The 26,428-nt window shown below is 66.0% G+C and carries 18 protein-coding genes; 7 read left to right on the top strand and 11 right to left on the bottom strand.

What is annotated here, in order from left to right:
* Positions 1-10: 10 nt before the first annotated feature.
* Positions 11-343: a cupredoxin domain-containing protein gene (locus tag ACVIJ6_RS35315; protein ID WP_456776516.1), complete on the bottom strand. Its 333-nt coding sequence runs from the start codon at positions 341-343 to the stop codon at positions 11-13.
* A gap of 12 nt (positions 344-355) precedes the next feature.
* Positions 356-1,300 carry a metallophosphoesterase family protein gene (locus tag ACVIJ6_RS35310; protein ID WP_456776515.1) on the bottom strand — a complete coding sequence of 315 codons (945 nt, stop codon included), beginning with the start codon at positions 1,298-1,300 and terminating at the stop codon, positions 356-358.
* 190 nt (positions 1,301-1,490) lie between these two features.
* On the opposite strand from ACVIJ6_RS35310, the gene ACVIJ6_RS35305 reads away from it, so the two are divergent.
* Positions 1,491-2,696 carry an acyltransferase family protein gene (locus ACVIJ6_RS35305; protein ID WP_456776514.1) on the top strand — a complete coding sequence of 402 codons (1,206 nt, stop codon included), beginning with the start codon at positions 1,491-1,493 and terminating at the stop codon, positions 2,694-2,696.
* A gap of 247 nt (positions 2,697-2,943) precedes the next feature.
* On the opposite strand, the gene ACVIJ6_RS35300 is transcribed toward ACVIJ6_RS35305, so the two are convergent.
* Positions 2,944-4,563 carry a GMC family oxidoreductase gene (locus ACVIJ6_RS35300; RefSeq protein WP_456776513.1) on the bottom strand — a complete coding sequence of 540 codons (1,620 nt, stop codon included), beginning with the start codon at positions 4,561-4,563 and terminating at the stop codon, positions 2,944-2,946.
* A 187-nt stretch (positions 4,564-4,750) separates the two neighbouring features.
* Between ACVIJ6_RS35300 and ACVIJ6_RS35295 the strand changes: the two genes are divergently transcribed.
* Positions 4,751-5,920 (top strand): M20 aminoacylase family protein, encoded by a 1,170-nt coding sequence (locus ACVIJ6_RS35295; protein ID WP_456776512.1) that lies wholly within the window; start codon positions 4,751-4,753, stop codon positions 5,918-5,920.
* Positions 5,921-5,992: 72 nt separating this feature from the next.
* On the opposite strand, the gene ACVIJ6_RS35290 is transcribed toward ACVIJ6_RS35295, so the two are convergent.
* Together ACVIJ6_RS35290 and ACVIJ6_RS35285 are read right to left on the bottom strand one after the other, a co-directional pair.
* Positions 5,993-7,492 (bottom strand): UdgX family uracil-DNA binding protein, encoded by a 1,500-nt coding sequence (locus tag ACVIJ6_RS35290; RefSeq protein ID WP_456776511.1) that lies wholly within the window; start codon positions 7,490-7,492, stop codon positions 5,993-5,995.
* A 105-nt stretch (positions 7,493-7,597) separates the two neighbouring features.
* The gene (locus ACVIJ6_RS35285) at positions 7,598-8,836 is read right to left on the bottom strand and encodes a putative DNA modification/repair radical SAM protein (RefSeq protein WP_456776510.1); all 1,239 of its coding nucleotides are present in this window, start codon (positions 8,834-8,836) and stop codon (positions 7,598-7,600) included.
* A 173-nt stretch (positions 8,837-9,009) separates the two neighbouring features.
* Here ACVIJ6_RS35285 and ACVIJ6_RS35280 point away from each other — a divergent pair, with 173 nt between their 5' ends.
* The 5 genes from ACVIJ6_RS35280 to ACVIJ6_RS35260 all read left to right on the top strand — a co-directional run bounded on the left by ACVIJ6_RS35280 (position 9,010) and on the right by ACVIJ6_RS35260 (position 20,079).
* A complete protein-coding gene (locus ACVIJ6_RS35280; protein ID WP_456776509.1) occupies positions 9,010-9,804 on the top strand; it encodes an ImuA family protein in 795 nt (264 codons plus the stop codon).
* Positions 9,698-11,287, top strand: coding sequence for a Y-family DNA polymerase (locus ACVIJ6_RS35275; protein WP_456776508.1), 1,590 nt, complete (start codon positions 9,698-9,700; stop codon positions 11,285-11,287). Before ACVIJ6_RS35280 ends, ACVIJ6_RS35275 begins: the two co-directional genes overlap by 107 nt.
* A 334-nt stretch (positions 11,288-11,621) precedes the next feature.
* The gene (locus ACVIJ6_RS35270) at positions 11,622-15,290 is read left to right on the top strand and encodes an error-prone DNA polymerase (protein ID WP_456776507.1); all 3,669 of its coding nucleotides are present in this window, start codon (positions 11,622-11,624) and stop codon (positions 15,288-15,290) included.
* 376 nt (positions 15,291-15,666) lie between these two features.
* Positions 15,667-16,917, top strand: coding sequence for an efflux RND transporter periplasmic adaptor subunit (locus tag ACVIJ6_RS35265; protein WP_456776506.1), 1,251 nt, complete (start codon positions 15,667-15,669; stop codon positions 16,915-16,917).
* Between the two features lie 39 nt (positions 16,918-16,956).
* The gene (locus ACVIJ6_RS35260) at positions 16,957-20,079 is read left to right on the top strand and encodes an efflux RND transporter permease subunit (protein ID WP_012043133.1); all 3,123 of its coding nucleotides are present in this window, start codon (positions 16,957-16,959) and stop codon (positions 20,077-20,079) included.
* On the opposite strand, the gene ACVIJ6_RS35255 is transcribed toward ACVIJ6_RS35260, so the two are convergent.
* The 6 genes from ACVIJ6_RS35255 to ACVIJ6_RS35230 all read right to left on the bottom strand — a co-directional run bounded on the left by ACVIJ6_RS35255 (position 20,076) and on the right by ACVIJ6_RS35230 (position 26,426).
* Positions 20,076-20,777 (bottom strand): ABC transporter ATP-binding protein, encoded by a 702-nt coding sequence (locus ACVIJ6_RS35255; protein WP_456776505.1) that lies wholly within the window; start codon positions 20,775-20,777, stop codon positions 20,076-20,078. The genes ACVIJ6_RS35260 and ACVIJ6_RS35255 overlap by 4 nt on opposite strands.
* Complete coding sequence (locus ACVIJ6_RS35250; protein ID WP_456776504.1) at positions 20,774-22,534, bottom strand: branched-chain amino acid ABC transporter ATP-binding protein/permease; 1,761 nt, start codon at positions 22,532-22,534, stop codon at positions 20,774-20,776. The genes ACVIJ6_RS35255 and ACVIJ6_RS35250 overlap by 4 nt, the downstream gene beginning before the upstream one ends.
* A gap of 46 nt (positions 22,535-22,580) precedes the next feature.
* Positions 22,581-23,417 (bottom strand): branched-chain amino acid ABC transporter permease, encoded by an 837-nt coding sequence (locus ACVIJ6_RS35245; RefSeq protein ID WP_012043136.1) that lies wholly within the window; start codon positions 23,415-23,417, stop codon positions 22,581-22,583.
* 61 nt (positions 23,418-23,478) lie between these two features.
* The gene (locus ACVIJ6_RS35240) at positions 23,479-24,642 is read right to left on the bottom strand and encodes a substrate-binding protein (protein ID WP_456776503.1); all 1,164 of its coding nucleotides are present in this window, start codon (positions 24,640-24,642) and stop codon (positions 23,479-23,481) included.
* Positions 24,643-24,686: 44 nt separating this feature from the next.
* A complete protein-coding gene (locus tag ACVIJ6_RS35235; protein WP_456776502.1) occupies positions 24,687-25,562 on the bottom strand; it encodes a nitrilase family protein in 876 nt (291 codons plus the stop codon).
* Positions 25,563-25,802: 240 nt separating this feature from the next.
* Entirely contained in the window at positions 25,803-26,426 is a 624-nt protein-coding gene (locus tag ACVIJ6_RS35230) for an ANTAR domain-containing response regulator (protein WP_041751433.1), read from the bottom strand.
* Between the last annotated feature and the right edge of the window lie 2 nt (positions 26,427-26,428).

Raw genomic sequence — 26,428 nt, 5'->3', positions numbered from 1 at the left:
GTTTGCGGCGCTACTCAACCTTCACCAGCCCCGTCATGTGCGGATGCAGCGAGCAGAAGTATTTGTAGTCGCCGCTCGCCGCGAAGGTGAACGAAAAGCTGTCATCGGTGTCGAGCGTCTTCGATCGGTATTTGCCGGCCGACACCACCGTATGCGGAATGTCGTCATGGTTGGTCCAGGTCACGGTATCGCCGGCCTTTACCGTCACCTCGGCCGGGGTGAAGGTGAAATTGTCGATCGTGACCTTGATGGTCTCGGCGCGCAGCGGGGTTGCCGCGAAGCCGAGCAGGACAGCAGCGAGGGCCCAGCCGATGCTGCGGTCGAACGACACGAATCCTGTCATCGCGATCGATCCTCAGCCCGCCAGCGGCGTGTCGATGATCGCCAGGCGCTCCGCGCCGGGCTTGAAGTCGATGCTGGCGATGCCGAGCAGGCTGCGCAGCTTCGCATCCTCGACCTTCATCGGGCCGGGCGAGGGCGCTGTGCCCGGCGCTGGCTGCGGGAATGCGGTCGATCGCGCGGTGTGGAAGGTGACGTTGCCCTCGACCTTCTGCATCACCTGGTGGATGTGGCCGTTCAGCACCGTCACCGAGCCGAACTCCTTCAAGGCTTCCAGCGCGCGGCCGCCATCCTCGGTTCCCCATCCCCATTGCGCATACACCGTCCACAGCGGGATATGCGCGAACACCACGATCGGCGTCGAACGGGAGCGGCCCTTGAGGTCCTGCGCCAGCCATTCCAACTGATCCGCGCCGAGATTGCCAAGGCCGCCGGCCTTGAGATTGACCACGTTGACGAGGCCGATGAAGTGCACGCCGTTGGCGTCGAACGAATACCAGCCGGCGCCGCGCGTGCCCTTGCCATAGCGTTCCTTGTAGAGCTTGACGTCCTCGTCGAGGAAGTCGTGCTCGCCGGGCACGTAATGCACGTCGAGCCTGCTTTGCGAAATGATGCGGTCGGCATCGTCGAACTCGGCTGCCTTCGACAGATGCGAGATGTCGCCGGTGTGGATCATGAAGGCCGGTTTGACCGGCATCGCCTCGACCCGGTTGATGGCCTCTTCCAGCGTGCCGATCGCGTTCGGATTGGCCGGCTTGTCGAAGCCGACATGGCTGTCGCTGATCTGCAGGAAGGTCAGGCCGGAGGCCTGCTGCTCGGCGGCCTGGGCCGCGTCGACGAGGCCGAGCGAGCGTAGCACGCCGCCTGACAGCGTCCAGAGCACGCCTGTGCCGGCCCATGTCATGCATTCCAGCACCTTGCGGCGGCTGACGCCGCGCTCGTCATGATCATCGAAGCTCATCATGCTCTCCCGTTGCCCTCATTGGGCTTGCGGGTGAGGAGAGCGGAGAAGCGGACGGTTTATTCCCGGCCCTGCGCGGCCGAGCCTGCGATGACGCCTTCGTGATCGTGCCTGCTTTGGCGCACGGCTCGCATACGCAAGCAGGATATCGGCCGGGCGCTGCGCGAAATATATTGAAGCCCGGTGCCGCATGGCCGCGGCTGATCCACTGGACGCCATTCCGATGCATGACCGCGTGACCCAGAACCTGCAACAGGCCGAGACGGTCGCCGGCCGGATCGTCGCGCTCGACCGCGCCAGGACCTTCATCACGCTGTCGGTCGTGCTGTATCACTCCGCGATCAACTACACCTATTTCGGCCAGGGCGGCGATCGCATGCACTGGCTCGGCTTCGATCTCATCGCGCTGTTCAACGACAGCTATTTCATGTCCTGCATGTTCTTCATCTCCGGTCTGTTCGTGCCGGCGAGCCTGGCGAGGCGGGGACCGTCGGATTATGTCGGCCGTCGCGCGCTGCGCCTCGGCGTGCCCTATATCGTGTCGATCTTCGTGATCATGCCGATCGCCTATTATCGGTACTATGTGGCGGAGGACCACTTCACTACGGTGTGGTGGCGGATGGTCTGCGAAGGTCCGTGGCCATCGGGCTCGGCCTGGTTTCTCGGCGTGCTGCTGGCGTTCGATGCAGCGGCGGCGCTGTCATGGGCCATGGCGCCGCAACTGATCGGTCGCATCGGCCGATGGGCCGCAGCGTTGCTGCGCCGGCCCCTGTTGGGATTTGCCGTCTTCCTTCTGGTCGCGAACGCCGCCTATCTGCCGCCGCATCTCTGGTTCGGCGACGGCGTATGGTTCATGCCCGGGCATTTTCCGCTGCCGCTGCAGGCGAGCCGGTCTTTGCTTTATCCCGTCTTCTTCATTGCTGGTGTGGCGATGGGGGCGGCTGGACTGACAACCGGGCCGTTCGCCGCCCAGGGGGCGCTGGTGCAGCGTTGGCCGGTGTGGTTCGGACTGTCCTATGGCTGCTATGGTCTGATCCTGTTTCTCGCCTACGCGCATCACAATTGGATCGCCGATTTCGACTCGCCGCCGCTGTGGTGGCGTGCGGCCTACGGCATGGCGGTGGCGAGCTTCTGCGCTTCGATGGCGTTCGCAGTACCGACCTTCTTCCTGCGCTGGAGGAGTTCGCCGCTGGCGCTGGTGGATCGCATGCAGCCGTCGGCCTATGGCATCTATCTGCTGCACTTCCTGCCGCTGTTGTGGCTGCAATATCTGGTCTACGATCCGGCCTGGCCCGCGGCGGTGAAGTTCGCCATCGTCCTGGTCGGGACGCTGTCCGGAAGCTGGCTGGCGGCGGCGCTGTTGCGGCGCATTCCGCTGGTCGCGCGGATCATCTGAATGCCGTGTGCACAGTTTGACGACGGCAGCGTGACCCGCCGGGTCTTATCCCCATTGTCCTGCGCGGGCCCGCCGTCGTCTGCCTGTCAGCGAATTGTTAGTTTCGCGCGATAGCGTCCGCAGCAGTTCGCGCGGCGTCAAGCGCGCAGCCCGTAGCGTAAGCGTATCGTGTGCGAGATCGCGTCGTGCCGCTCGTGACAGGCGAGCGGCACGGGTCGCGATCAGCGCGCTTCCTCACCGGACTTCTTCACCGCGCATCGTCCAGGATCATCGCGGCCGCCTTCTCGGCGATCATCGCGGTCGGCGTGTTGGTATTGCCTGAAGTGATGGTCGGCATGATCGAGGCGTCGGCGATGCGCAGGCGCGCGATGCCGTGGAAGCGCAGCCGTTCGTCGACGACCGCCAGCGGATCGTCTGCGGTGCCCATCTTCGCCGTGCCGACGGGATGGAAGATCGTGGTGCCGATATCGCCGGCCGCCTTGGCCAGCGCCGCATCGTCGTCGCCGACGGCCGGGCCGGGCAGATATTCCTCGGGCCTGTAGGCTGCGAGCGCGCTCTGCTTCATCAGCCGGCGCGTGACGCGGATGGCGTCGGCCGCGACCTGGCGGTCGTCCGCGGTCGCCAGATAGTTCGGCGCGATCGAGGGCGCCTCGTCCAGCTTGGCGGAGCGGATGCGCACGGTGCCGCGCGAGGTCGGCCGCAGGTTGCAGGCGCTGACGGTGATGGCCGGGAAGCGGTGCAGCGGATCGCCGAACTTGTCGAGCGACAGCGGTTGCACGTGGAACTGGATGTTGGCGCGGTCGCGCGTCGCGTCCGAGCGCGTGAAGATGCCGAGCTGCGACGGTGCCATGGTCAGCGGTCCGCGGCGGCGGAACGCGTAGTCCAGTCCCATCAGGCCGCGCCGGACCAGCGAATAATAGGTCTCGTTCAGCGTCTTCACGCCGGTGACCTTGTAGATCGCGCGCTGCTGCAGATGGTCCTGCAGATTGCGCCCCACGCCCGGCTTGTCGAGGACGACGTCGATGCCGAGTTCGGACAGCCAGTCCGCCGGGCCGATGCCGGAGCGCTGCAGCACCTGCACCGAGCCGATCGAGCCGGCGCTGAGGATCACCTCGCCCCGGGTCCGGGCTTCGATGGTCTCGCCATTCTGCTGGAAGCGCACGCCTGCGGCGCGGCCGTTCTCGACGACCAGGCGATCGACCAGGACGTTGGTCTCGAGCCGGAGGTTTTGCCGGTGCAGCGCCGGCTTGAGGAAGCCCCGTGCGGAGGACCAGCGCCGGCCGCGCTTCTGGTTGACGTGGAAATAGCTGATGCCTTCATTGTCGCCGGTATTGAAATCGGGGATGCGGCGGATGCCCATCTGCTCGGCGGCATCGCCGACCGCATCCAGCACCGCCCAGGACAGCCGCGGCGCCTCGATCCGCCAGCCGCCGCCCACGCCATGGTGCTCGCTCTCGCCCAGGAAATGGTCCTCCAACCGCCGGAACACCGGCAGGACATCGGAATAGGACCAGCCGTCGAGGCCGAGCTGCCGCCAATGGTCGTAATCGGCGGCCTGGCCGCGCATCGAGATCATGGCATTGATCGCCGAGCAGCCGCCGATCACCTTGCCGCGGGGATAGGCCAGCGAGCGGCCGTTGAGGCCCGGCTCGGCCTCGGTGCGAAACATCCAGTCGGAGCGCGGATTGCCGATCGCGAAGAGGTAGCCGACCGGAATATGGAACCAGATCCAATTGTCCTTGCCGCCGGCCTCCAGGATCAGGACGCGCTTGGTCGGATCGGCCGACAGCCGGTTGGCGAGGATGCAGCCGGCGGTGCCGGCGCCCACCACGATATAGTCGTAATCGCCCTCGAGCTGTCTCGGCATCGGCATTCCCTTCCCATCTTCGGGAGGCTTTTAGTCAGCGGAGGCGGGGAGGGACAAGCGCCACGTTCATGGCTGGTTGACCGAGCCATGAGACAGGCGCAGCCCAGAACCTGGCGAGATCTTGGGCGGTGCGACTTTTGCATGCTAGAACGGCTCAAATATCCTTTCTGGAGCTACGAGAGTCCCCATGCCCATCGTCAACCGCGTCGCCGATCTGCAGCCCGATATCCAGGCTTGGCGGCGGGATATCCATTCGCACCCGGAGCTGCTCTACGAGGTGCACCGGACCGCCGCCTTCGTCGCCGACCGGCTGCGCGAATTCGGCTGCGATGAGGTCGTGACGGGTCTCGGCAAGACCGGCGTGGTCGGTGTCATCAAGGGCCGCAAGCCCGGGAATGGTGAGGTCAAGGTGCTCGGCCTGCGCGCCGACATGGACGCGCTGCCGATCGAGGAGGCGACCGGGCTGCCTTATGCCTCCAAGACCCCCGGCCTGATGCATGCCTGCGGCCATGACGGCCATACCGCGATGCTGCTCGGGGCCGCACGTTATCTCGCCGAGACCCGCAACTTCGCTGGCGAGGTCGCCGTGATCTTCCAGCCGGCCGAGGAGGGCGGCGGCGGTGCCGACGCGATGATCAAGGACGGGCTGATCGAGCGCTTCAAGATCGACCAGGTCTACGGCATGCACAACGGTCCGGGCCTGCCGGTCGGCGCCTTCGCGATCCGGCAGGGGCCGCTGATGGCCTCGACCGACTCGGTCGACATCACCATCGAGGGCCATGGCGGCCACGCCGCCAAGCCGCATAATTGCATCGACTCGCTGATGGTCGGCGCCCAGCTGGTCACGGCGCTGCAGCAGATCGTGGCGCGCAACGTCGACCCGCTGGAAGCCGCCGTGCTCTCGATCTGCGAATTCCACGCCGGCAATGCCCGTAACGTGATCCCGCAAAGCGCGGTGCTGCGCGGCACGGTGCGCACGCTGACGCCCAAGGTGCGCGAACTGATGGAGAAGCGCGTTCGCGAGGTCGTGACCGGCGTCGCGCAGATGACCGGGGCCAAGATCGATCTGAGCTATACCCGCGGTTATCCGGTGGTCGTCAATCACGCCGAGCAGACCGAGATCGCGATCCGCGCCGCCAAGGAGGTTGTGGGCGACACCAATGTGCACGAGATGCCGCCGATGATGGGCGGCGAGGATTTCGCCTACATGCTCGAAGCCCGCCCCGGCGCCTTCATCTTCGTCGGCAATGGCGACAGCGCCGGCCTGCATCACCCCGCCTATAATTTCAACGACGAGGCGATCGTCTACGGCACCTCGTTCTTCATCAAGGTGGTGGAGAACACGCTGGCGGCGTGAGGCGCCCCGCGCATCTGCTGTCTCGTCGTGATGGCCGGGCTCGACCCGGCCATCTGCGTTTCGGCCGCAGCGTCAGGCCGCATGCGCGCGCTTGAGCGCGGCCGCGGCGATCTTCAGGTCCTCCACGAAGAGCTCATACTCCCGCGCCTTGGCGTCGGCGTCGGGTAGCCTCAGCAGGTAGGACGGATGCACCGTGATCATCGCCTTGGTTGCGATCATGTTGGGACCATCGGGCAGGTCGACGACGTGGCCGCGATTCTTGGTGACCTGCGTGATCTTGCCGAACACCGATTGCGCCGCGGTCGCGCCCAGCGCCACCACCAGGGCCGGGCGGACGGCGGCAAGCTCGCGCTCGTACCATGGCCGGCAGGCCTTGATCTCCGGCGTGTTCGGCTTCTGGTGCAGCCGGATCTTGCCGCGGGGGACGAACTTGAAGTGCTTCACCGCATTGGTGACGTAGACCTTGCTGCGGTCGATGCCGGCCTCCTCCAGCGCCCGGTCGAGCATCTGGCCGGCCGGGCCGACGAAGGGATGGCCGGCGAGGTCCTCCTTGTCGCCGGGCTGCTCGCCGACCAGCATCAAGGGCGCATGCTCAGGGCCTTCGCCGAACACGGTCTGCGTGGCGTCCTTCCACAGCGGGCAGGCGCGGCAGACCGCGGCTTCTTCACGCAAGGTCTCAAGATCGGCCACGGCGACATCACGTGAGATCTCAGCAGCGGCGTGGGCGTGCGCCCTGGGCTTGCGGGTCATCGCGGTCTCCTCGACGCGTTTCTGCGGCTTGTGCGGTGAGGTGCCGGGCTCGGCGATCATGGCGGACATGCGCCGGCTGGCCTCCGCGATCAGCGGCTGGATCAGCTTCGCCTCGGGCAGGTTCTGCCAATATTTCTTCGGCATCTCCTTTTCCATCGCCTTCACTTTCAGCCGCGCCGGATTGAAAACGCTGGCGTAATAGCGCAGCCACACCTCCTCGAGCCGGTCTTCCGACGGCGCTTCGGCGCGGCTCACACCCGGTGTGAACGAGACGCGACTGCCGTCCCAATGCGCACAGAGCTCCGGCGTCAGGATCGACCAGGGCATGTCGGCGAAGCGGCGGGCGAAGAACGGCGCGGCGCGTTCGACGATGTGGTGCTCGGGCTCGAACCAGGCGACGTAGCGCGCCTCGCGCTCGCGGCCGACCTCCCGGAAGCGGACGAAGGCGTGCATCTTGTGGACGTCGCGGCGAACGGCGCGCGCCAGCGCGTTGGCTTGCGCGACATCCGGATCGGTCGCGATCTCCATCAGATCGTGGTTGGTCCTGAGACGCCACAACAGCCGATAGAGCAGGGCGAAGCGGTTGGGATCGCGATGCAGGATCGCGCTTTCGGCGAGCTCCATGAAGCTCGCCGGCACCGAAAAGGCGCCCTTGGGCACCTCGGGGAGCTGCGTGTCGGCCTGATCGTCGAACAGATCGGGTGCGGCGCCCTTCACGCGCCAAGAGACGTCGGCGGGCCGGACATCGTTCATCGCCAGCGCCCGCGACGCCGTCCGCCAGCCGTGGAAATCGGTGTCGCTGTCGAGGGTTACGACGTGCATTTGTCTCCTCACGTCATTGCGAGGAGCGCAGCGACGAAGCAATCCAGAATCGTCGTGTCGCCCCTGGATTGCTTCGGGGCTTCGCCCCTCGCAATGACGACCTGGTTAGAATCCAAATCCCAGCTGCTGCGGTTTCGGGCGCAGCCGCGCCGCCAAGCCGGCGCCGTCGAGCAGGGACGGCTGCGGCCGGTGGTCGGAGAGAACGATGAACGGCAGCGCCTTGTTCCGGATGACGTTGAGCCGGGCCAGATCCGCGAAGCGGATCGTGGTGGTGCGGCGGGTGGCGAGGATGCGCTGCACGGTGCGGGTGCCGAAGCCCGGCACCCGCAGCAGTTCCTCGCGGCTCGCGGTGTTGATGTCGAGCGGGAAGCGGTCGCGGTGGCGCAGCGCCCAGGCGAGCTTGGGATCGATGTCGAGCGGCAGCATGCCCTCGTTTTCCTCGACGATCTCCTCCGCATCGAAACCGTAAAACCGCATCAGCCAGTCGGCCTGGTACAGCCGGTGCTCGCGCACCAGCGGCGGCGCCTGCAGCGGCAGTGCGCGGCTGGCATCGGGGATCGGGCTGAAGGCCGAGTAATAGACGCGCTTGAGCTTGTAGGCGCCGTACAGATTGGCCGAGGTCGACAGGATAATGCGGTCATTGGCTTGGTCGGCGCCGATGATCATCTGTGTGCTCTGGCCGGCCGGCGCGAAGCGCGGCGGCCTGGCGCGGCGCACCGTCTTCTTCGCCTCCGCCGTCTCGTCGAGCTTGAGCCGGAGACGGCCCATGGTGTGGCGGATCGCGCGCTGGTCCTTCTCCGGCGCCAGCTTCGTGAGGCTCGCCTCCAGCGGCGTCTCGATGTTGATGCTGAGCCGGTCGGCATATTTGCCGGCCTCCGCGATCAGCGCCTCGTCCGCTTCCGGAATCGTCTTCAGATGAATGTAGCCGCGGAAACGGTGCTCCTCGCGCAGCTTGCGCGCGACGCTGACAACCTGCTCCATCGTGTAGTCGGGACTGCGGATGATGCCCGACGACAAAAACAGTCCCTCGATGTAGTTGCGGCGATAGAAGTCGATGGTGAGCTTCACCACCTCGTCGACCGTGAAGCGCGCGCGGGCCACGTTGGAGGAGGCGCGGTTGACGCAATACAGACAGTCGAAGTTGCAGGCATTGGTCAGCAGGATCTTGAGCAGCGAGATGCAGCGTCCGTCCGGCGCATAGGAATGGCAGATGCCCATGCCGGGCGCGGTCGAGCCGAGCCCCTTGCCGTCGCGGGAATCCCGCATCTCGGTACCGCTGGAGGCGCAGGACGCGTCGTATTTGGCGGCATCGGCCAGGATCTCGAGTTTGCGCAGCAGCTCCATGGCTCTGAATCCCTTTGATTCCATTCGTTGAATCAGATCCGGGGCAATCCCGATTGACTCTCGCGAAGGCGTTAGCTTTATATTAGAACGTATCATGAACAAAGAGGGTCGTCGCGGGTTCAACTGCAAACAACGGCAGCGCCCGCGCGATGGATTGAAAGGAGCGGCGACGGATGACCGGCGCACGCATGGAGACGCTCGCGCGGCTGCGCGGCCGCATTGCCCGCCTCGAAGCGGCCGATGGCGCGCATGATCTGCGCCGGGTCGCGCTCGGCCATGACGAGGCCGATGCGGTGCTGCAAGGCGGGCTTGCCACCGGCGCGCTGCACGAGGTGTTCGCCGAGACCGGCCGCCAGGCGGTGGCTGCGACCGGCTTCCTGTGCGGGCTCGCTGCGCGCGTCGCCGCGAACCGGCCGTTGATCTGGATCCGCCAGGATTTCGCCGAGCGCGAGGCCGGCGCGCTGTCGATGAGCGGGCTCGCCGAGCTCGGCCTCGACCCGCGCCGCATCGTGATGGTGCGCGCGCCCGATCTCGACCACGCCCTGCGCACCGCCGCCGATGCGCTCGCCTGCGATGCGCTCGGCAGCGTGATGCTGGAGGTGTGGGGCGAGACGCCAAAGCTCGATCTCGTCGCCAGCCGCAAGCTGACCTTGGCGGCGCAGGAGTCCGGCGTGACCGCGCTGCTGTTGCGCATCGCCGCTGAACCCGAGCCCTCGACCGCGGAGACGCGCTGGATCGTGCGCGCAGCAAAGTCGCCCCCCGCAGCACCCTGGATGGCGTGGGGCGCGCCGCGCCTCGACGCCGAACTCATTCGCAACCGTCACGGCCAGACCGGACGCTGGATCATGGAGTGGACCCCCGATGCGTGCCGTTTCAGCGAACCGGCGGCGGATCCTCAGCCTGTGGCTGCCGCGCCTGCCCATCGATCGCATCAAGCGCCAGCAGGCTTTGACAGGCGCTCCGCCTGAGGCCAAGCCGCAGGTCGTCGTCATCAAGGAGGCCAATGCGCTTGTCATCCATGCGCTCGACGAGGCCGCCGCGCGTCACGGCGTCAGCCTCGGTCAGCCGCTGGCGAATGCCCGCGCGGTCTGTCCCGACCTCGTCGTGCACGAGGCCGATCTCGCGGCTGACGCCAAGATGCTCGAAGGCATCGCCGATTGGTGCGACCGCTTCACGCCGCTGGTGGCGCTCGACCCGCCGCATGGGCTGTCGCTCGACATCACAGGCTGCGTGCATCTGTTCGGTGGCGAAGCCAAGCTGATGCAGCTCGTTTGCGACGCGCTGACCGCGCATGGCCTCACGGTGTCGGCAGCAATCGCCTCCAATGCGGTGTGCGCGGGCACCCTGAACCGGCAGGTGCATGGCCGCATCGTGCCTGACGGCGAGGAGGTGGCCGCGGTGGCGCCGCTGCCGGTGTCCGCGCTCGGCGGCAGCGAGGCTGTTACGCTCGGCCTGCGCCGTGCGGGCCTCAAGACCATCGGCGATGTCGCTTCGCGCGGGCGCAACGAGATCACCGCGCGGTTCGGCGCCGCCTTCACCCGCGTGCTCGCGCAAGCGCTCGGCGAGGCCGATGCGCCGATCAGCCCGCGCAAGGTGCCGCCGGACTACATTGTCGAGAAGCGTTTTGCCGAGCCGGTCGCGACCGACACGGTGATCGCCGCCAGCCTCTCCAGCCTCGCCGCGATGCTGGTGGCGGCGATGGCGCAGCAGGGCAAGGGCGCGCGGCGGCTGGAGGCCTGCTTCTTCCGCACCGACGGATTGGTGCGCATCATCGCGGTCGACACCGGCCAGCCGGTCACCGAAGCAGGGGTCGTCGACCGGCTGTTTCGCGAGCGCCTGGACGCCTTGAGCGATCCGCTCGATCCCGGCTTCGGCTTCGACATGATCCGGCTGTCGGCCAGCCGCAGCGAGATCGTGGTGCAGCAGCAGCGCGATCTCGACGCCCATGTCCACGACAATGACGAACTGTCGGCGCTGATCGACCGCATCGCCGCGCGCATCGGCGGCAAGCGCGTCATCGTGCATCTGCCGGTCGACACCCACATTCCGGAGCGCGTGGCGCTGCCGCTGCCGGCCCAGCACAATCTGGCGGTCACCAGCACGGCCGATTGGCCGGAACGCAGCGACGGCGAGCCGCCGCTGCGACCGCTGCGGCTGTTTGCGCGCCCCGAGGCCATCCAGGTGATCGCCGGTGTCCCGGACGGTCCGCCCGCGCGCTTCGTCTGGCGCCGCGCCGCCCATGCGGTGGTGCGCGCCGAAGGCCCGGAGCGCATCACGATGGAATGGTGGCGGCCGGACGGGCAGGGGCTGACGCGCGACTATTTCCGCGTCGAGGACGAGCACGGCCTGCGCTTCTGGCTCTACCGCGATGGTCTGTATGACCGCGAATTCGAGCCGCAGGACGGCCTGCCGGTGCAGCCCGCCTGGTACATGCACGGCCTGTTCGCATGAGGATGGGGGCGATGGCACACACTCCGCGCCGCCCTCGCTGCTCACCCTCCCCTGGAGGGGGAGGGTCGGCGCGCATGCGTGCATGCGCGCCGGGGTGGGGTGACAGACCATCCGCGGCTGCGGTGCTGAATTTTGCGAGAGTGGAGTCGCGCACAGTTCAGACGTGTCGACGTCATCACGACCATTTGCTGGGCTCACCCCACCCCGCCGCGCGCTTCGCACGCGTCGACCCTCCCCCTCCAGGGGAGGGTGGGCGGCTGCGCAAGCCGCTTTGTGAGCGTTCGTCTTCCGCATCGCACAGGCAACGCGTCGCTCCAATCTCTGTGGCCCCGTCATGAAGCTGATCCCCTATGCCGAGATCGGCGTCACCACCAACTTCTCGTTCCTGCACGGCGGCTCGCATCCGCAGGACTATGTGCACCAGGCTGCCGAATATGGCCTCATCGCGATCGGCATCGCCGATCACAACACGCTGGCCGGCATCGTGCGCGCCTATAGCGAGTTGAGTAACGACCGGCTGAGTTACAAGCCGAAGCTGATCTATGGCACGCGGCTGGTGTTCAGCTGCGGCACGCCGGATATCCTGGTCTATCCGCGCGACCGCGCGGCGTACGGCCGGCTGTGCCAATTGCTTACCCGCGGCAAGCGCGGCAGTGATCTCGACAAGGTCGCCAAGGGCGAGTGCCGCCTGAGCTTCGCGGATCTGTTCGACTTCATTGCGGGCCAGCTGCTGGTGCTGATGCCGCCGCATCGCTTCGACGAGGACGCCCTCGGCAACATCCTGGCACGGCTGAAAGACAGCCGCGCCGACGGCGTCTGGCTGGCAGCGAGCCTGCTGTATCGCGGCGATGACCGCCGCCGGCTGGCGCGGCTCGCGCGTCTGGCGGCTTCAAGCAAGGTCCCGCTGATCGCCACCAACGACGTGCTGTATCATCATCCCGGGCAGCGGATGCTGCAGGATGTGCTGACCTGCATCCGCGAGAAGGCCACGATCGAGAGCATCGGCCGCCGCCTGCAGGCCAATGCCGAGCGCCATTTGAAGCCGGGACACGAGATGGCGCGGCTGTTCCGCGATCATCCCGACGCTGTGACCGAGACCCTCCGCTTCGCCGACCGCATCGTGTTCTCGCTCGACCAGCTCAAATACCAATATCCCGACGAGCCGGTGCCGCCCGGCAAGACCGCGCAGGGGCATCTGGAGGACCTGACCTGGGCCGGTGCGAAAACCTATTTCGGCGATGACCTCGACGACAGGCTGCGCGCGGTCCTCAACAAGGAGCTGGCGCTGATCGCCGAGCTCAACTACGCGCATTATTTCCTCACCGTCCACGACATCGTCCGCTACGCCCGCAGCCAGGGCATTCTGTGCCAGGGCCGCGGCTCGGCGGCCAATTCGGCTGTGTGCTATCTGCTCGGCATCACCTCGGTCGATCCGACCAAGATCGATCTCTTGTTCGAGCGCTTCATTTCCAAGGAGCGGCTGGAGCCGCCGGATATTGACGTCGATTTCGAGCATTCGCGGCGCGAGGAGGTGATGCAATATGTCTACCGCCGCTACGGCCGGCACCGCGCCGCGATCATTGCGACCGTCATCCATTATCGCCCGCGCAGCGCCATTCGCGACGTCGGCAAGGCGCTCGGCCTGACCGAGGACGTCACGTCCGTGCTCGCCGACACCGTGTGGGGCAGCTGGGGCGACGGCCTCTCCGACATGCAGGTGCGCCAGGCTGGGCTCGATCCTGCCAATCCGATGATCCGCCGCGCGGTCGAGCTCGCCGCCGAGCTGATCAATTTTCCGCGTCATCTCTCACAACATGTCGGCGGCTATGTGCTGACCCAGGACCGGCTGGACAGTTACGTGCCGATCGGCAATGCCGCGATGGACGACCGCACCTTCATCGAATGGGACAAGGACGACGTCGACGCGCTCAGCATGATGAAGGTCGACGTGCTGGCGCTGGGCATGCTGACCTGCATCCGCAAATGCTTCGATCTGATCGCCGATCACAAGGGCAGGCGGTATGTACTCTCCGATATCAAGTCGGAGGATGATAACGAAGTCTACCAGATGCTGCAACGAGGCGAGTCGCTCGGCGTGTTCCAGGTCGAGAGCCGGGCGCAGATGAACATGCTGCCGCGGCTACGCCCTCGCACCTTCTACGATCTCGTCATCGAGGTCGCGATCGTCCGGCCCGGACCGATCCAGGGCGACATGGTGCATCCTTATCTGCGCCGCCGGAACAGGCTGGAAAAGGTGACCTATCCCTCGCCGTCACCGGATCATGGTCCGGCGGACGAACTCTACAAAGTGCTGCACAAGACGCTCGGCGTGCCGCTGTTCCAGGAGCAGGCGATGCGGATCGCGATCGAGGCGGCCAAGTTCTCGCCGGAGGAGGCCAACGGCCTGCGCCGCGCGATGGCGACGTTCCGCAACGTCGGCACCATCGGCTCCTACGAGGAGAAGATGGTCTCGAGCATGATCGCGCGCGGCTATGATCCGCAATTCGCCAAGAGCTGCTTCAACCAGATCAAGGGCTTTGGCTCCTACGGCTTTCCGGAAAGCCATGCCGCGAGCTTCGCGCAATTGGTCTATGTCTCGTCCTGGCTGAAATGCTTCCACCCGGATGCGTTCTGCTGTGCGCTTCTGAACTCGCAGCCGATGGGCTTCTACGCGCCGGCGCAGATCGTCGGCGACGCCCGCAAGAACGGCGTCGAGATCCGCAACATCGACGTCTCCCACAGCTTCGCCGACAACACGCTGGAGGAGACCGACGGCAAATACTGCGCCGTGCGCCTCGGCTTCCGCCAGATCGACGGCTTCCGCTGGATCGACCGCAACGAGGAGCAGATCAGGAAATTGTCGGAGGCGAGGCGGAGGGAGGCGAAGGCAAAATCGAATCTGGCCGACAATGTAAAAACTGTCTCCTCCCCACCAGTCGAAATTGATCCGCAAATCGTTTCCTCGTCGTCATTCCGGGGCGCGCGTAGCGCGAGCCCGGAATCCATAACCCCGACTCGTGGTTATGGATTCCGGGCCTGCGCCCAAGAGGGCGCATCCCGGAATGACGTCGTGGGGAGAGGCGTTGTTCACTCATCAACCGTTGAAGCGTTTCAAGCGCTCGACGCTGTCGAGTCGCCTCGTAATGACAACCCAAAACAAATTCACACGTCCTTCCAGGATGAGCACGACGACGATTGGGCCGACCGCATCGTCAAGGCGCGCGCACGCCGGCCTTTCACCTCGCTGGAGGACTTCGCCCGCGACACCGCGCTGCCCAAGCGCGCGCTGCTGCTGCTGGCCGATGCCGATGCGTTCCGCTCACTCGGGCTCGATCGTCGCGCCGCGCTCTGGGCCGTGCGCCGGCTGCCCGACGACGTGCCGCTGCCACTGTTCGAGGCCGCCATCGCCCGCGAGCAGCCGGACGAGGGCGCCCAGCCGCTGCCGGAGATGCCGCTGCCGGAACAGGTGGTCGCGGACTATCAGACCATCCGCCTGTCCTTGAAGGGCCACCCGATGGAGTTCCTGCGTCGGCGCTTCGCGGCCGAGGGCGTGCTGGCCTGCCGCGATGTGAACGACGCCAATGATCGCCGCCATATCCGTTGCGCCGGCGTGGTGCTGGTGCGACAGCGGCCGGGCAGCGCCAAGGGCGTCGTGTTCATGACCCTGGAGGACGAGACCGGGATCGCCAACATCGTGGTGTGGCCGAAGGTGATGGAGACCTTCCGCAAGGAGGTGATGGGCGCGCGCCTGGTGCTGGTCGAGGGCCGCATCCAGAGCAGTCCGGAGAAGGTGGTGCATCTCGTCGCCGAGCGTCTCGTCGATCGCAGCGCCGATCTCGCATTGCTGGCGGATGATCGCCTCGGCAGCAACCCCATCCCGCAAGGCCCGATGCCGGCAGAGCCGCTCAACGACGACCGCCGCGATCATCTCGACACTCCCTCACAGCGCGTCAGCCATCCCCGCAACGTCCGGATTTTGCCACGCTCGCGCGATTTTCATTGAGATGTCACATTGCATCGCGTCGCGCGCCACTGGCCGCGGCGCGGGCCCAAGCCCATCAGATGCCCGGCGATCCCGTCGTCCGAACGTCAGAGTAGCGTCGTACCTGCCGAGGTTGTCCTGATGTTGAGTCTCACCGCCAGCGCTATTTATGGTTCCCTCGATACAGGGATGGTGCGTTGCAACGAAATGACGATGGTCCAAAACCAGCTGAATGCAGGCTGAACGGCTGTCGTTGAAGTTTCAAATTTTTAAAGCAAAACAGAGGCGAGTTGGGCGATTTTTAGGTTGTTTAAAGTGTCAGTTCCGCACTAATAGCGCAGCAATCAACGGCCGATACCCGGGCGCTATCGTAAGGTGGGCGTAAGGTGGATGGGCTATGGCGTCGAACATGAACCAGTCTCCGCAGTTGCTGAGCACAAAACGGCTGATCATCGGTCTGGCGGCGCTGGCCGTGGCCGGCGGGGGCGGCTATGTCTACACCCAATCCCGTTCGATGCCGTCCACCAAGGACAATATCGAGCTGTCCAGCCAGTCGCGCCGCAATAGCACCACTTTCACGCCCTCGGCAGCGGAATGGGCGACGCTGACCATCGAGCCGGTCTGTGACAAGATCTTCCGCGCCGAGCACATCACCGAGGGCAAGGTCGCCGTCGACGAGGACCGTTCGACACCGGTTTTCTCGCCCTATGCCGGACGCGTGACCAAGTTGCTGGCGCGCCCGGGCGAGACCGTCCGCCAGGGCCAGCCGCTGTTCGTCATCGAGGCCGCCGATACTGTCCAGGCGCAGAACGATTTCATCACCGCGATCACCTCGATGAACAAGGCCAAGTCGGCGCTGGATCTCGCTGATATCCAGTACAAGCGCGCGAAGGATCTGTTCGAGGGCCGGGCGATCCCGCTGAAGGACTTTCAGCAGGCGGAGGCGACCTCCGTTCAGGCCCAGAACGACATGCGTTCGTCACAAACGGCGCTGGAGGCGGCCCGGAACAAGCTGCGCATCCTCGGCTTCACCGACGCCGCGATCGCCGATTTCCAGAACAAGGGAACCATCGATCGCGAGATCACGATCTACGCGCCGATCGGCGGCACGGTCGTGCAGCGCAAGGTCGGGCCGGGCCAGTACGTCAATGCCGGCGCCAGCGATCCCGTGTTCGTGATCGGCGATCTGTCGACCGTCTGGCTGACGGCCTTCGTTCGGGAGAGCGACGCCGCGCTGGTCGATGTCGGCGAGGAAATCCTCGTCAACGTGCTGGCGCTGCCGGGCCGTCCTTTGAAGGCCAGCATCAATTATGTCGCCACGTCGATCGACCCGGCGACGCGCCGGCTGCTGGTGCGCGCGACCATCGACAACAAGGACGGTCTGCTCAAGCCAGAGATGTTCGCCAACGTCACGATCTATTCTCCGGGCGAGAAGCCCGCCGTGGCCGTGCCGCGGCAGGCGCTGATCTATGAAGGCAACCAGGTTCGGGTCTGGGTCGCTCGTCCCGACAAATCGATCGAGCTCCGCAAAATCAAGACCGGCCTCGTCAACGGCGACCAGGTGGCCGTCGAGGACAATCTGAGCGCGGGCGAGCAGATCGTCACCAAAGGCAGCCTGTTCATCGATCGCGCTGCCTCCGGCAGCTGAGATGTGGTTCTGCCTGCCTTGCTGAAAGTGCCGACCTGAATGGATCGCCTCGTCGCCATCGCCGTGCAGCGGCGCTTCCTCATGGTCGGAATGTTTGTCGCCGTGCTGATCGGCGGCCTGATCGCGTTCCGCCAGCTCAACATCGAGGCCTATCCCGATCCGACCCCGCCGATGGTCGACATCGTGACGCAGAGCCCGGGACTGTCGGCCGAGGAGATCGAGCGTTACATCACGATCCCGATCGAGACCCAGGTCGCCGGCATCAAGAACCTGCGCACGATCCGAACGATCTCGCTGTACGGCCTTTCCGACGTCAAGCTGCAGTTCTCTTTCGACTACACCTATGACGAGGCGCTGCAGCAGGTCCTGAACCGGCTGTCGCAGCTGTCGCCGCTGCCGGGCAATGTCACGCCGCAGATCTCGCCATTGAGCGCCGTCGGCGAGATCTATCGCTACCGGCTGCGTGGTCCGCCCGGCTACAGCGTGCTCGACCTCAAGACCTTGCAGGACTGGGTGCTGCAGCGGCGCTTCCGCGCCGTGCCGGGCGTCATCGACGTCACCGGCTGGGGCGGCAAGACCAAGACCTATGAGATCCAGGTCGACTTCAACAAGCTGGTCGCCAACGGCCTGACCCTGCCGCAACTGTTGCAGGCGGTCGGCAACTCCAACATCAATGTCGGCGGCAACACGGTCGAGATCGGCACGCAATCGGCCGTGGTGCGCGGCGTCGGCCTGATCCGCTCGATGGACGACCTCGCCAACACCATGGTGTCGCAGAGCGGCGGCAATCCGGTGCTGGTCAAGGACGTCGCCAATGTCACGGTCGCCGAGAAGCCGCGGCTCGGCATCGCCGGCCTCAACAACAATGACGACATCGTCCAGGGCATCGTGCTGATGCGGCGCGGCGAGCAGAGCTCGCCGACCATCGCCCGCGTCGAGCAACTGGTCGATCAGATCAACAACTCCACCATCCTGCCGCCGGGCGTCCGCATCGAACGCATCTATGACCGCAAGGACCTGATCGACACCACGACGCACACCGTGCTGCACAACATGGTGGTGGGCATCGGCCTGATCGTGCTGCTGCAGTGGGTGTTCCTCGGCAATCTCCGCAGCGCGCTGATCGTCGGCGCCACGATTCCGTTCGCGCTGTTCTTCGCCGTCATCATCCTGGTGCTGCGCGGCGAATCCGCCAACCTGCTGTCGGTCGGCGCGATCGATTTCGGCCTGATCGTCGATGCCACCGTGATCATGGTCGAGGCGATCTTCCGCAGGCTGTCGCAGACGACGCCGCTGTCTGCCGCCGAGGAAAGTCACATCTCGCCGGAAACGATGATGGGCATGAAGAGCCACGCGATCCTGTCGGCCGCGGCCGACGTGTCGCGCTCGATCTTCTTTGCCGCCGCCATCATCATCGCCGCCTTCCTGCCGCTGTTCACCTTGAGCGGCGTCGAGGGCAACATCTTTGGACCGATGGCGCGCACCTATGCCTATGCGCTGGCCGGCGGCCTGCTCGCGACCTTCACGGTGACCCCGGCGCTGAGCGCCATCATCCTGCCGGCGCATGTCGAAGAGACCGAGACGCGGTTGATGCGGCTGCTGCACGCGATCTATGCGCCGGTGCTGCGCTGGGCCGTCGGCAACCGCAATCTGGTGATCACGGGGGCGATCGGCCTCGTGCTGCTCACCGTGGTGGTCGGCCGGCTGCTGGGGCTCGAATTCCTGCCCAAGCTGGAAGAGGGCAATCTATGGATCCGCGCCACCCTGCCGCCGACGATCTCGCTGCAGGAGGGCAACGCCTACGTCAACGAGATGCGCAAGATGATCCGCGCTCGGCCCGAGGTCGAGGCCGTGGTCTCGCAGCATGGCCGTCCTGACGACGGCACCGATGCCGCAGGCTTCTTCAACGCGGAGTTCTTCGCCCCGCTGAAGCCGGTGAAGGACTGGCCGGGCACCAAGGACAAGGACCAGCTGACGGCCGAGCTGCTGAAGCAGCTCGATGACCGCTTCCCCGGCGTCGAATTCAACTTCTCGCAATATCTGCAGGACAATGTCTCCGAGGCTGTGTCCGGCGTGAAGGGCGAGAACTCGATCAAGCTGTACGGCAACGACCTGCAGGCGCTGACTGACACCGCCAACAAGATCAAGCAGGTCCTGTCCACGGTGCAGGGCGTGACCGATCTTGCGGTGTTCACCTCGCTGGGCCAGCCGACCGTCCAGATCGACATCGATCGCGCCAAGGCGGCGCGCTATGGTCTCGCGCCGGGCGACATCAACGCCACCATCAAGGTGGCGATCGGCGGCGACACCGCGGGCGATCTCTACGAGCCGGGAAGCGACCGGCATTTCCCGATCATCGTCCGCCTCGCGCCGGAATATCGCAAGAGTGCCGAGGCGATCGAGAATCTGCGCATCGGCGCCCAGGGGCCGAACGGCGTCACCCAGATCCCGCTGAGCGAGGTCGCGACCATCAAGCTGGTCTCGGGCGCGGCCTATATCTATCGCGAGCAGCAGGAGCGCTATCTGCCGATCAAATTCTCGGTGCGTGAGCGCGATCTCGGCAGTGCCATCCAGGAGGCGCAGCAGAAGGTTGCCGAGCAGGTGCAGCTGCCGGCCGGCTCGCGCGTCGAATGGGTCGGCGAGTTCGGCAATCTGCAGGACGCGATCAAGCGGCTGTCGATCGTGGTGCCGATCAGCCTGGCGCTGATCGGCGTGCTCTTGTGGTTCAATTTCGGCTCGATGGCCGACACGCTGCTGGCGATGAGCGTGATCCCGATGGCGATCTTCGGCGGCGTCGTCGGCCTCGTGCTGTCGGGAATTCCGTTCAGCGTCTCGGCGGCGATCGGCTTCATCGCGTTGTTCGGCATTGCCGTGATGGACGGCATCATCATCCTGTCGCAGTTCAATCAGCTGATCGACGAGGGCGTCGACCGCATCGAGGCGGTGATCCGCACCGGAGAGCTGCAGCTGCGCCCGGTGCTGATGACCTGCGTCGTCGCCGGCATCGGCCTGTTGCCGGCGGCGCTGTCGACCGGCATCGGCTCGCAGGTGCAGAAGCCGCTCGCGATCGTCGTCGTCACCGGCATGATGCTGGCGCCGGTTGTCATCCTGATCACGCTGCCGGTGCTGATCTCGCTGTTCTCGCGGCGGCGGGTTCGCTAGATTCGCATGTGCGCGTCGATGCGTGCGGCAGCGCCGGCATCGACCGCGGCGGCATCGACGATCTCGCCGCGCTTGAACACGAGATAGCGGTCGCTGATCGACAGTGCGAACGGCAGATGCTGCTCGACCACGATCATCGAGGTGCCGATCTCGCGGCGGACGCGGACCAGCACCTCCGACAGGCGGTCGACCACGGAAGGCTGAAGTCCTTCCGTGACCTCGTCGAGCAGCAGCACGTCGGGCTTGGCCATCAGCGCCCGGGCGACGATCAGCATCTTCTGCTCGCCGCCCGACAAGGTTCCGGCGCGCTGATTCAGCCGCTTCGTCAACACCGGAAACCAGCTGCCGACCTGCTCGAAGAGGGCCTCGATGTCCTTGTCCGACAACAGGCCAAGCCTGAGATTGTCGCGCACCGACAGATCCTGGAACAGCGCATGCTCCTGCGGCACGTAGACCAGCCCCATCTTGCGCTTCAGATGCGGCGCCACCCGCGTCACGTCCTTGCCTGCGAGGGTGACGCTGCCGCGCCACGCCGGCAGAAAGCCCATGATCGCCTTGAGCAGCGAGGTCTTGCCCATGCCGTTCTTGCCGACGATCGCGAGCGTCTCGGCCTTCGCCAGCGCCAGGCCGACATTGCTGATGACCTCCGACGAGCCGTAGCCGCTGGCCAGCGCGTTGACCTCAAGGATCGCGGTCACGCCGGCTCCTCCGCATGCGGCACGTGCTGGCCGGTGTAGATCTCGCGCACCAGATCACTGTTGACGACCTCGTCGACCGAGCCGTCGAGCGCGAGCCGGCCCTGGTGCAGCACGATGATGCGCGAGGAGATATCGCGGACGAAATCCAGATCGTGCTCGACCAGCATAATGCAGAGGCGATCACGGCGCGCCAACGCGGTGAGAATATCGGCGAACCCCTGGCGCTCGGCGCGGGTGAGGCCGGCGGTGGGCTCGTCGAGCAGCAGCACGTCGGGCTCGAGCGACAGCACCATCGCAAGCTCGAGCGCCTGCTTCAGGCCGTGGCTGAGATTGCGCGCCTCTTCGTCGAGCCGCTCGCTGAGGCCGGATCGTTCGACCACCGACATGGCCGCGGGCGGCAGGGCGAGCGTCGCCGAGCGGGAGGTCAGCGACGGCGGATCGGCATGCGTCCGTGCGACGCGCAGGCATTCGGCGACGGTCAGGGTCTCGAACACCGAGGCGGTCTGGAACTTGCGCCCCAATCCGAAGCGCACGACGCGGTCCGGCGGCAGCCGCGCAATATCGTGCCCGGCGATCGCGACCTCGCCGGTGGAGCGTTCGCGTCCGTCCGACAGGCAGCGGATCAGGGTGGTCTTGCCGGCGCCGTTGGGGCCGACCAGGCTCAGCAGTTCGCCGCGATGCGCGGTGAACGCGACGCCGTCGAGCACCGAGAGGCTGCCGAAATGCTTGCCGAGCCCACGTACCTCGATCGCAACGGCATCCGGATTGCTGACGGCCGTCGCGGCCGGCGCCGGACAAAGCGTCGTCGCGGCGGCGCTGCCCGAACCGCGTGTGATCAGGCGCATCACGGCGCCGAGCAGGCCGTCGGGGAAGGCGAGGATGACGATGATAAGCGCGAGCCCGACGATCAGCTCCCACACATAGGGCAGGCTGTTGGCGAGATAGGCGCTGGCCACCTCGATGCACAGCGCGCCGAGGACAGGGCCGATCACGGTGCCGCGTCCGCCGAGCGCGACCATGATCACGAGGTTGGTGCCGAAGGTGAAGCTGGCGTTTTCGGGGGCGGCGACCGCGCCGAAGCCGGCATAGAAGAAGCCGGCGAGCGCGGAGACGATGGCGGACAGCGTCAGCACGATGATGCGCAGCCGCGAGGTGTCGATGCCGAGATAGCTGCAGCGCGCGTCATTGTCGCGCAGCGCTGACAGCAGACGCCCGGTGTCGCTGCGCATCAGCACGAGCGCGAGCACCGCGGTCGCGAGCAGTCCGAGGCCGGCGAGGCGCAGCCACGTCTCGATCTCCAGATCGAAGCTCTCGAAGCCGACGAGTCCGCTGGACGAGCCCGTGAAGGTGCCGCCGGAATACAGGATCTGCACCAGCACGATCGGCACCACCAGCGAGATGACCGAGGCGTAGAGCGGCGTCGAGCCCGGATAGAATGACAGCCAGCCGGTAAAGGCGGCCACAGCGGCTGCGACCGCCATCGCGGCGGCGATCGCGGCGCAGATCTGCCAGGGGCCGAAGCCATATTCGGTGAACATGATCGCGAGCGCATAGGCGCCGATGCCGAAGAAGGCGGACTGGCCGAAGGTCAGCGTGCCGCAATAGCCCCACATGATGTCGACGGTGATCGCGGCGATCGCGACGAAGCAGGCGCGCACCAGGATGTTCACGAGGTAGGTATCGAGCAGCAGCGGCGCGACGATGATCACGCCAGCCGCGATGGCCACGAGCACCGCCGGGACGATCAGGCGCGGCATCGCACGGCTCGTCGCGGGCGTCTCGGGAGAGGCGAGGGGACGCGCATCAGGCACGGGCAAAACCCTCCGGCCGGATCCGCAGCACGATCGCGGCGCAGATCGCGATGGTCAGTCCGCCAAGGATGGGGTTGACGAAGGTCGAGACCAGAACCTGCAAGGTCCCGAGCACGGCGCAGGAGCCGGCCAACGCCAGCAGCGACCCGCCGGACACCATCACCAGCATGAACGCGCCGATCAGCCAGGGCACGCCCATGTTCGGATCGACACTGGACAGCGGCGTGATCAGCGCGCCCGAGAGCGCCGCGAGGCCGCTGCCGAGCGCAAAAGTAATGAGCCGCACCCGCGACGAGTCGACGCCGAGCCCCTGCGCCAGCATCTCGTTCATGATGACCGCCTTGGTCGACAGGCCGAGCCGCGTGCCATTGAGCAGGCCGGTGAACAGCAGGCCGACCATCACCGCCGCGACGATCATCACCAGCCGGTAGGCGGAATAATCGACGCCGAACAGATGCACCGTGCCCGAGATCGGCGCCTGCACGAATTGCACCTCGCGGCCGAACATCAGCGTGATCAGCTGTCCCAGCACGATGCCGAGACCCCAGGTGGCGAGGATCGCATCGAGCGGGCGCTTGTAGAGACGGCGGACGATCACGATCTCCGTGACGCCGCCGCAAATCGCGCCGGCGACGAAGGCCAGCGGCAGGATCAGGAACCACGGCAGGCTCAGCTGCGCGCCGACCAGCGCGGCATAGGCGCCCACGGTGAGGAAGGCGGCGTGGGCAAAATTGATGATCTTCATGACGCCGAACACGATCAGCAGGCCGGCGGCGATGATGAAGAGCATGGCAGCCGTCGTGACGGCATCGAGGGCGACGGTCAGCATGGTCATTCCCAGTCGAGAGGTGCGAGGCGGACACAGGTCCGCCTCGCTCGATCATACGCGATCAGGACTTGCCCGGGCACTGCGCGCCGGGATCGACATTCTGGAAGCTCTGGATCACCTTCACGCTGCCGTCGGCCTGGACCTGGCCGAGATACATGGTCAGCGGTGCATGGCGCTGCTTGTCCATCTTGATGGTGCCACGCGGACCGTCGACCGAGACCTCGGCCAGCGCCTTCAGCACCTTGTCCTGGTCAGTGCTGCCGGCCTTCTCGACGGCGGCCTTGTAGGCGTAGACCGCTTCGTACTGCGGGACCGACAGATCGTTCGGCGTCTTCAGCTCGGCGCCGAACTTCTTGGCCATCGACGCCAGGAAGGTCTTGTTGGCCGGCGTGTCGATGCCGGTCACGTAGGACGCCGACAGGTAGATGCCGGCGGCGTCCGCGCCCATGCCCTTGGCCGTGCCTTCGTCGACCGCGAGATTGCCGTAAGGAAGGTTGACGCCGGCCGCGCGCAGCTGCTTGGTCAAGGTGACGTTGGGCGCGCCGCCCGCGGTCGAGGTAATCAGCGCGTCGGCGCCGGAGCCCTTGAGCTTGGAGATGATCGAGGTCCAGTCGGAGCCGTCCATCGGCAGATACTCTTCGCCGACGACCTTTCCACCGGTCTTCTCGATGTACGTCTTGGTGAAGGCGAGCATGCCGCGGCCGAAGGCGTAGTCGGAACCGATCAGGAAGTAGCTCTTCGCCTTCTTCTCCTTGTTGAAGTAGTCGACGATCGGCGGCACCTGCTGGTCCGGCACCCAGGCGTTGACGTAGAGATAGGGGCTGCAGGACTTGCCTTCGTAGAACGAGGTGTAGATGTAGGGCGTCTTGCCGCGGGCGACGATCGGCAGGCCGGCGTTGCGCGCCGCGCTGGTCTCCATCGAGATCAGCACGTTGACCTTCTTCTGGAATATCAGCGCGTCGAATGCCTTCTGGGCGCCGGCGGCGCCGGACGCGTCATCGGCGACCTCCAGCTCGAGCTTGCGGCCGAGCACGCCGCCCTTGGCGTTGATCTCCTCCACCGCGAGCTCGGCGGACTGCACCACCGACGGCGCGACGACCGAGTTGGCGCCGGACAGGCCGACGGGGACGCCGATCTTGATCGGATCGGCAGCCAGAGCAGGCGAGAGCGCCGCGCCCGCCGCAAGGGCGAGCGCCAGCGAGGTAGTCAGCAAACGCGACGTCATCGATTGTCCTCCATGAATGGTCAAAATGGAAAGGGCTTAAGCAGTCAATACCAGCCGCGCTTGACGTCGCTGCCGAGCATCTCGTCATAGACGTCGGAGCGGCGATCACGCAGAACCTGATTGAAGGCGTTCCAGTTGCGGGCGCGGCGGGCCTCGCCGAGCGCCACGTCGGCAATCACGATCTCCTCCTTGTCGCGGCTCGCAGGGCCGGCGACCGGCCAGCCGGTGTAGCTGACGATCAGGCTCTGCCCTTCGAAAGGCTGGCCGCGCTCGACGCCGACGCGGTCGGCGCAGGCGATGAAGATCGAGTTGGAATGCGCGGCCGCCATCGCCAGGATATTGGCCATCGCCTCGCGGCCGTCGGCCTGGCCGGGGATCGGCACCCAATTGGTCGGCACGCAGACGATGTCGGCGCCCTGCAGCGCGCTGAGCCGGTAGCTCTCCGGGAACCAGCCATCGTAGCAGATCGCCATGCCGATGCGGCCGATCTCGGTGTGGTAGACCGGGAAGCCGAGATTGCCGGGCTCGAAATACAGGTTCTCCTCGTTCCAGAGGTGGACCTTGCGGAAGGTGCCGACATAGCCCTTGGGCCCGATCAGCACCGCGCTGTTGTAGAGCTTCGTGCCGTCGCGCTCGCAGATGCCGGCGACGAGATGCAGGCCATGCTTGGCGGCGATCTCGCTCCAGGCGGTCACGGCCGGACCGCCGGGGATGGTCTCGGAGGCGGCGAAGGCTTCCTCGCGTGATTTGAACACGTAGCCGGAGGAGGCGAGCTCGGGCAGCACCACGAGCTTTGCTCCCATTGCGACCGCCTGTTTGATCAAATCGAGGCTGTGGGCGAGGTTGGTTGCCAACTCGCCGACCATCGGCTGCATCTGGATGCAGGCGATCCGCACTTTGCTGTCATCATCCGTCGTCAAGGCACGAGTCTCCGTTGCGTTCGCGAGGATCGCGCGCGCCAAACAAAAAGCCCCCGACTGCGCCTTGCGGCGCAATGCGAGGGCTGCATAGCCTGATGTGAAATGGCCGACCGGCCATTGGCGGACATCCGATGTCCGCGACGGCCTCAAGTAATTCCCATGCGCGAAACGAAGTCAACGCCGTCGCTTGCAAAAATTTGAGGCCGCCGCTGCCCAACCCGTGAGCGCGGCACGGCACGCTCAGCGCGAGACCGGCGCATCGAGCACCCCCAATCCGCCGAGCGTCTCCTGCGCATTGATGATCGAGATCGCGATGTCGGCCATCGCTACGCGCTTCTGCGTCGCCTGCGCGCGGATCAGCTCATAGGCCTCGACCTCACCGACCTGCTTCAGCCCCATCAGGATCTTCACCGCCTTGTCGACGTCGCGCCGCGCCTTCAACGTCTCCTCGAGCTTCTGCACCTTGCCCTCGAGCCGGCGCGTGTAGCCGCGCAGCGAGCGCGCGAGCACCAGCGACGACAGGATGCCGAATGAGCGGATCGGCTTGTTGACGACGCCATGGGCGTTGCTGTCGAGCAGGCGCTTGAGGATCGTCGGGTTTTCGTAGTCGACGATGGCGATGAAGGTGAGCGGATGATCGCTGGTGCCTTCGGGAAAGATCATCTCCTCCGAGGTCTCGATCAGCTGGAACACGGTGTCGATGTCGTGCGGGATCGCGGCCGGCGGCGGCCAGACGCCGCGGACGTTGCAGCCGATGCGCTTGAGCTGGTCGATCAGCGCGTCGCCCTCGGCATCGCGCGGATGGATCACCAGCACGCGCGCGCCGCGCAGATCCTCGATGAGGCGGCGCACGCCGGGCTTCATGC

Source organism: Bradyrhizobium sp. USDA 4369, from assembly GCF_054056435.1.
The sequence above is the reverse complement of the archived record's forward strand: the minus strand, read 5'-3'. Positions and strand labels throughout refer to the sequence as shown.

Excerpts from the sequence above, each read along its gene's own strand:
- ACVIJ6_RS35315 (WP_456776516.1), bottom strand. The coding sequence starts at position 343 with ATGACAGGATTCGTGTCGTTCGACCGCAGCATCGGCTGGGCCCTCGCT.
- ACVIJ6_RS35310 (WP_456776515.1), bottom strand. The coding sequence starts at position 1,300 with ATGAGCTTCGATGATCATGACGAGCGCGGCGTCAGCCGCCGCAAGGTG.
- ACVIJ6_RS35305 (WP_456776514.1), top strand. The coding sequence starts at position 1,491 with ATGGCCGCGGCTGATCCACTGGACGCCATTCCGATGCATGACCGCGTG.
- ACVIJ6_RS35300 (WP_456776513.1), bottom strand. The coding sequence starts at position 4,563 with ATGCCGAGACAGCTCGAGGGCGATTACGACTATATCGTGGTGGGCGCC.
- ACVIJ6_RS35295 (WP_456776512.1), top strand. The coding sequence starts at position 4,751 with ATGCCCATCGTCAACCGCGTCGCCGATCTGCAGCCCGATATCCAGGCT.
- ACVIJ6_RS35290 (WP_456776511.1), bottom strand. The coding sequence starts at position 7,492 with ATGCACGTCGTAACCCTCGACAGCGACACCGATTTCCACGGCTGGCGG.
- ACVIJ6_RS35285 (WP_456776510.1), bottom strand. The coding sequence starts at position 8,836 with ATGGAGCTGCTGCGCAAACTCGAGATCCTGGCCGATGCCGCCAAATAC.
- ACVIJ6_RS35280 (WP_456776509.1), top strand. The coding sequence starts at position 9,010 with ATGACCGGCGCACGCATGGAGACGCTCGCGCGGCTGCGCGGCCGCATT.
- ACVIJ6_RS35275 (WP_456776508.1), top strand. The coding sequence starts at position 9,698 with ATGCGTGCCGTTTCAGCGAACCGGCGGCGGATCCTCAGCCTGTGGCTG.
- ACVIJ6_RS35270 (WP_456776507.1), top strand. The coding sequence starts at position 11,622 with ATGAAGCTGATCCCCTATGCCGAGATCGGCGTCACCACCAACTTCTCG.
- ACVIJ6_RS35265 (WP_456776506.1), top strand. The coding sequence starts at position 15,667 with ATGGCGTCGAACATGAACCAGTCTCCGCAGTTGCTGAGCACAAAACGG.
- ACVIJ6_RS35260 (WP_012043133.1), top strand. The coding sequence starts at position 16,957 with ATGGATCGCCTCGTCGCCATCGCCGTGCAGCGGCGCTTCCTCATGGTC.
- ACVIJ6_RS35250 (WP_456776504.1), bottom strand. The coding sequence starts at position 22,534 with ATGCCGCGCCTGATCGTCCCGGCGGTGCTCGTGGCCATCGCGGCTGGC.
- ACVIJ6_RS35245 (WP_012043136.1), bottom strand. The coding sequence starts at position 23,417 with ATGCTGACCGTCGCCCTCGATGCCGTCACGACGGCTGCCATGCTCTTC.
- ACVIJ6_RS35240 (WP_456776503.1), bottom strand. The coding sequence starts at position 24,642 with ATGACGTCGCGTTTGCTGACTACCTCGCTGGCGCTCGCCCTTGCGGCG.
- ACVIJ6_RS35230 (WP_041751433.1), bottom strand. The coding sequence starts at position 26,426 with ATGAAGCCCGGCGTGCGCCGCCTCATCGAGGATCTGCGCGGCGCGCGC.